The organism is bacterium, from assembly GCA_040756715.1.
In the GTDB taxonomy this organism is placed as follows: Bacteria; UBA9089; UBA9088; order UBA9088; family UBA9088; genus JBFLYE01.
The window spans coordinates 1-4,196 of record JBFLYE010000025.1 but is presented as its reverse complement, the minus strand read 5'-3'; the positions used below and the strand labels follow the sequence as shown (position 1 = coordinate 4,196).

Annotated in this window: 4 protein-coding genes and 1 tRNA gene; 2 read left to right on the top strand and 3 right to left on the bottom strand. The window is 36.8% G+C overall.

The features are described 5' to 3' along the window. Positions 1-112: 112 nt before the first annotated feature. From tgt to AB1397_00785, 3 genes are read right to left on the bottom strand one after another with little or no spacing between them, the layout of a single operon-like run. Positions 113-1,216: a tRNA guanosine(34) transglycosylase Tgt gene (gene tgt / locus AB1397_00795; protein ID MEW6481541.1), complete on the bottom strand. Its 1,104-nt coding sequence runs from the start codon at positions 1,214-1,216 to the stop codon at positions 113-115. After that, positions 1,198-2,085 (bottom strand): TIGR01212 family radical SAM protein, encoded by an 888-nt coding sequence (locus AB1397_00790; GenBank protein ID MEW6481540.1) that lies wholly within the window; start codon positions 2,083-2,085, stop codon positions 1,198-1,200. The genes tgt and AB1397_00790 overlap by 19 nt, the downstream gene beginning before the upstream one ends. After that, on the bottom strand, positions 2,082-2,651 hold the full coding sequence (locus AB1397_00785; GenBank protein MEW6481539.1) for a GNAT family N-acetyltransferase: 570 nt from the start codon (positions 2,649-2,651) through the stop codon (positions 2,082-2,084). The genes AB1397_00790 and AB1397_00785 overlap by 4 nt, the downstream gene beginning before the upstream one ends. A 22-nt stretch (positions 2,652-2,673) precedes the next feature. Here AB1397_00785 and AB1397_00780 point away from each other — a divergent pair. Further along, positions 2,674-2,745, top strand: a tRNA-Glu gene (locus tag AB1397_00780). 14 nt (positions 2,746-2,759) lie between these two features. Beyond that, on the top strand, positions 2,760-4,109 hold the full coding sequence (locus tag AB1397_00775; GenBank protein ID MEW6481538.1) for a hypothetical protein: 1,350 nt from the start codon (positions 2,760-2,762) through the stop codon (positions 4,107-4,109). Positions 4,110-4,196 lie beyond the last annotated feature (87 nt).

The following is a 4,196-nucleotide window of genomic DNA, read 5'->3' as shown; positions in this document are numbered from 1 at the left end:
CAGATACAGAAGCAATCCTATCGAGGCTATACAAAAGAGGGTTGTCAAATATCGATCCCGGGCTCCTACACAGGAGCCTGAAATGTGGCTTAAAGCCGCCTAAGCACAATCTTTAAGAGATGAGCGTAAGAATATATCTTTCAAAAAAATCCCTTTTAAAATCAGAAAATCTTCCCTCCATTATAGCACCTCTTATATCCCTCATAAGCTTATGGTAAAAATATAGGTTATGTAGGGTAAGTAGCCTTCCTCCCAATATTTCATCCTGATTTATCAAATGCCTTATGTATCCACGCGAAAAATTTCTGCAGGTATAGCAAAGGCAATTTTCATCAACCGGCTTTTTGTCATCTTTATAGAGCGCATTTCGGACAATGAGGGGGCCATTTCCTGTAAATGCCATTCCTGTCCTTGCCTGTCTGGTTGGCATAACGCAATCAAAAAGGTCAAAACCTGCTTCCACAGCGTTTAAAATATCCTCTGGAGGACCAAATCCCATTAAGTATCTTGGTTTGTCCTTTGGCAGAATTTCACTTAAATATAAAATAATCTCATCGGTAATCTCCTTTGGTTCACCAACACAAAGCCCTCCAGCCGCATATCCTGAAAATCCCATATCCACAAGCTCATCTACACTTTCCTTCCTTAAATCCTTAAATACACTACCCTGAATGATTCCAAACAAGGGTGTATTTAAGATAGCCCTCTTTGACCTCTTTGCCCACCTTGTTGTCCTATCCTTTGCCCTTTTAGCATCTCCCTTTTCACAAGGATATCCTATACATTCATCAAGGGATGTAATAATATCGGCTCCGATTTCCTCCTGAAACCTTACAGAAAGCTCTGGCGTGAATAAATGAAGAGAGCCATCAAAATGGGAGGAAAACAAAGCACCCTCCTCTGTTATCTTCCTTAAAAGGCCTAATGAGAATATCTGAAATCCACCCGAGTCTGTAATGATTAAGCCATTATAATTCATAAATGAAGATAAGCCACCCAATGATTTTATTATTTCCTTTCCTGGCCTTAAGAATAGATGATAGGCATTTACTAAAATTGCCTCATTTCCCATTCCATAAAGCTCATCTGGCGTTATCCCCTTTACTGTAGCAGATGTTGCTACCGGGCAAAAGCAGGGGGTATTTACTTGTTTTTCATTTACACTTATCCTTCCAGTCCTTGCCTTGCCCTCTTCTTTTAATATCTTAAATTCCACCTTCTTTCTAGCTCCTTGTTTATTTTAGAAATAACAATACCCTTTTTGTTCATCCATTTTGGTGCAATGAGGTATTCTGGCTTTGCATCTGAGATAAGCCTTAATATTACAACATTTTTTGGGATTTTCTCTAAAAAATCGCAGATTATCTTTATGTATTCATCCATCTTAAAAAGCCTTATTTTATTTTTTTTATACATTGCCTCAAGCCCTGTATCCTTTAATATATGAAGGCAATGGAATTTTATGCCATCAATAGGAAGGCTTGAAAGCCTTTCTGCATCAATCATTATTTCATTGTATGTTTCTTCTGGAAGCCCAATTATCATATGCACACCAACATTTATCCCCTCATTTTTTGTTATCTCAAGGGCTTTTAAAAAATCCTCATAGGTATGGTTTCGATTAGCTGCCTTAAGAATATGGTTATGGGTTGTTTGTAAGCCATATTCAATCCAGGTAAGGTAATTGCTTTTATATGAAGCAATGAGCTTTATTTTTTCAGAATCTACGCAATCTGGCCTGGTTGAAATGATAAGACCTACAATATCCTTAAATTCCCTTATTGTGTCATATGTTTTTTTTAATCTTTCTAAAGGAGCATATGTATTCGTAAAGGCTTGAAAATAGGCGAGGAATTTGTTTATCCCCCTATTTTTATAATAATTTATAGATTCTATTATTTGCGTTCTTATATCCTTTTTCTCCCTTGTATATAGGCTAAATGCTTTATTATTGCAATAGATACAGCCCTTATTGCTTAAATATCCATCAATATTTGGACAGGTAAATCCTGCATCTATGCTTATTCTTCTTACTTTTTCACCGAAGGTATCCTTTAGATAAAGGCTGAATGGATAATATGTCAAGGTTTCTTCTTAAGTTCTTTTAGCTTTTTTCTCCTTAGATAATTTGCAACAAGCTCCTGGCAGGTATCAGCAATATAACCAAATCTTTTTTGATAAACAAGTTTTTCTCCCTCGTGATTAAGAAACCTATTTATGCTTCTAAAACCCATTTTATAATAAAACTCACGAGAAATAGGGTCATCGGGAATGTTTGCGGTAAGTAGCTCAAGTTGATATTGGGAAAGAAAGTTAGAAAGATAAGAGACAAGCCCTCTTCCTATCCCCCTTCTCTGACAATCCTTTCTAACCGCAAACCATGTTATCTCATATTCTCTATGATATAATCGCCTTTTGTATCCAATCATTCCAAGGATTTCATCGTCCTTTACATAAACGAAGAATCCAGCTAATTCAGGAGATGGAGGTTTAGCAAAATATTCCTTTATCTCATCCTTTAACCTTTGAATGCCAAGCGGATTAAAGTAATGGGGAAGACCCTCAAATATCTTTATCGCCTCAGAAACCATATCTTCTTTAAGCCTTACAATCATAACAAAAATTTTACCAACCCTTGTCTTCCTTGTCAATTTTATGATATAATTTAAATGAGGCGCCATCGTCTAGGGGTTAGGACATCGGGCTCTCAATCCGGAAACATGGGTTCAAATCCCATTGGCGCTATTTTGGAATGCGGAATGCAGATTGCGGAATGCGGAATGAAAGCTTGGTTTAAATTTTCTCTCTTCTCTCTTCTGTCTTCTGTGTTCTGTTGTCTGTTGTCTGCCTCTGGGGTATCCCATTATACCATTGGAGGTGGATATACCTTAAGCCAGGCTTTAGACTTAGAAAAAAGAAAGCTATATTTGGGTGGAACATCACAACAGGCTATTATGATTATAAGCCTTGATGAACAAGGAATGCCAGAGGGAGAACCCTTCATCTATCCAACAGAAGCAAATTGTCTATCTATGGCAATTTATAATGACAAGCTCTATGTAGGGAATAATCAGGATGCCTATCTTTATATCTATAACCTTGATAAAAACGGCTTAATCTTTGGAACACCTACAAAGGCTGTAATAGCAACAGAGGGTATGGGTGCATACTCTATTGCCCTAGACCCAGAAAGAAGAAAGCTTTATGTGGGAAATATGTCAGGTGGAAATAACCTCTGTGTTTATAGCCTTGATAAAAATGGTCTTCCTATTGGAGAGCCTCATTTATTTACCGCCTCAGGTTACACCACATCCATTGCCCTTAATCCTATCCATAACAAGCTATATTTGGCAGGCTATGGTGGAGAAAACCCATTTGTTTGTGACTTAAAAAATGATGGCTCTTTAAGTGGGGGAGGATGGAGCTTTGGTTTTGGAAACCTTACCTATTCTTTAGCATTAGACATAGAAAGGAAAAGGCTTTATCTGGCAAATAATTCAGCAAATGACCTCTCTGTGGTTAAGCTTTTAGATGATGGCCTTCCTTCTACATATACCCTATATTCCTTTGGCGGTCCAAGTATTTCCCTCTCCCTTGATAAAAGAAAAAATAAGCTTTATGTTGGAAAGAATCAGGCCGGGAATAATCTTTATGTATATTCTTTAGATAAATTTGGCGATATTAAAGGAACACCAACTGTATTTAAATTAGGAGGACCAACATTTTCCTTGTGCTTGGGAGAAAACCTTTATCTTGGAAACTATTCGGGGGCAAATAATCTTTCTATCCTTAAAGGTGATGAAATGTCCCATCTTTTGATAAATCAAGGGACAAACACAACAAGCACCCAAGATATAGAAATTTCCCTTTCTTCCCCAAATCCACATTGGATTAAGGTATCGGGAGACATAGAGGCAATTTATGAGCCTAAAATCAAGCTTAATCAATGGGTTGCTGTTTCTTCCTGTAAAAAAATAAAGGCAAGGCTTACCCCAAAAAATGGCAAAAAAAGGATTGTTTTCTATTTTCTTTCCTCTGCGGGCTTTGGAAATTATACAGCTGTTTTAAAGAGGAAAGAGGCATCCATATTCCTGGATGTGTTTAGATAATCTTAAGGAAAACTTTATAAAATTATGAATTTTGAATGTTGAATTTTGAATTAAAAGGGAAAAAATTTTATAAAACTTAAACCTTCA